At 28.9% G+C, this 1,273-nt stretch carries 1 protein-coding gene; it reads left to right on the top strand.

Annotated features, from left to right (window positions below; genetic code table 11):
• Positions 1 to 882: 882 nt before the first annotated feature.
• A complete protein-coding gene (locus tag ACEN2F_RS14640) occupies positions 883 to 1,023 on the top strand; it encodes a hypothetical protein (RefSeq protein ID WP_441740534.1) in 141 nt (46 codons plus the stop codon).
• Positions 1,024 to 1,273 lie beyond the last annotated feature (250 nt).

The following is a 1,273-nucleotide window of genomic DNA, read 5'->3' as shown; positions in this document are numbered from 1 at the left end:
TACAAGCTTTTTTTTTACTTTTATTTAACCTTTTCATGACTTTCTCTTTAAGTCGCTGGAAACATGATTCTTGAAGCACTAAGTTTTTTACAAATATTAGATTCTATCTGCCCAAGTGGTGAAATCTACCCATTACATCGAAACATTATCTACATTTAAGGGAGCCACTTCCGAAATTTCAATTTCGTTATATCGGCGATATCACCCCGTAAACCTTTCATAAAAGATAACATCTTATATGCACTCCGCACAAAAATCCTTAAAGCCTGTTCAATCGCGTATAAATAATAAAAACAGCCAGCATCGGATTCTTAAACTAAAATAATCCTAATAATTGTCGGCAACAAAGTAAAATGAATATCCAAACTACGCTCCATTGTCGCAAAAGATCAATGCTCCTATTTCACATATTTTAAAATTTTCTTTTTGATAATGAAAAAATGGATCGATTGACACTTTTAGATATCACCCATTCCGCTTAAATTTACGGAAGAACCGTTTAAAACCCATAAAATATCGACTCTTTTTGGCTAATCGATTGAAAATTTGATCCTGCTCACACAATCAAAAAACAATCCTTCAATTCTTTCCTATAAAAGCACATCGCAGTCATACGTCATCATAATTGAGTAATGGATCTTAATTTAGGTGAGTTTTTTATTTTAAAAAGAATAAATTCAAGCAAAGCACTAGGCATATATTATTTTTTTTTCTAAAAAACTGTTTCTACTAATTAAACATAATTCCCTAAATTTAATTATGTTTCACAGCATATGAGATACCATATTTTACATCATGCCCATTTACAAATCACCAATTATCAAAAAACTTAATTTATCAAAAAACAAAAAGTTTAATACTATTTTCTCCAAAGTATATAAAATGTTAAATACAAATGTTGAAATATTAACTGGTGCTTGTTATATCACCAACGAAAATACCAAAAAAAAACAAGAACAATCGTATGAAAAAATGGGAATGACTTTAATAACTGATGCAAAGACAGCTTTACAGCTACTATAGAAAGATTTTGGTCACAAAGATTTACTAAATAAAAAATATATCAATATTTTAAATTTGTAAAACGAGAGAAAATTTCATTTACAACACTTGATTCTTATAATTATGCGATGCAAATAAGGATCCAAAAGTAAAAGAATTAATTTTAAATTGCTAACAGTAAAGAATTAGTACATAGATAAAAAACAAAAAACCCCATTCCGATAGGAATAGGGTTTTTAAAGAAAGGCGACGACATACTCTCCCACATAAC

This window comes from Flavobacterium sp. W20_MBD1_R3, assembly GCF_052119725.1.
GTDB lineage: Bacteria > Bacteroidota > Bacteroidia > Flavobacteriales > Flavobacteriaceae > Flavobacterium.
Note: the sequence above shows the minus strand (reverse complement) of the source record. Positions and strands in the feature narration are given on the sequence as shown.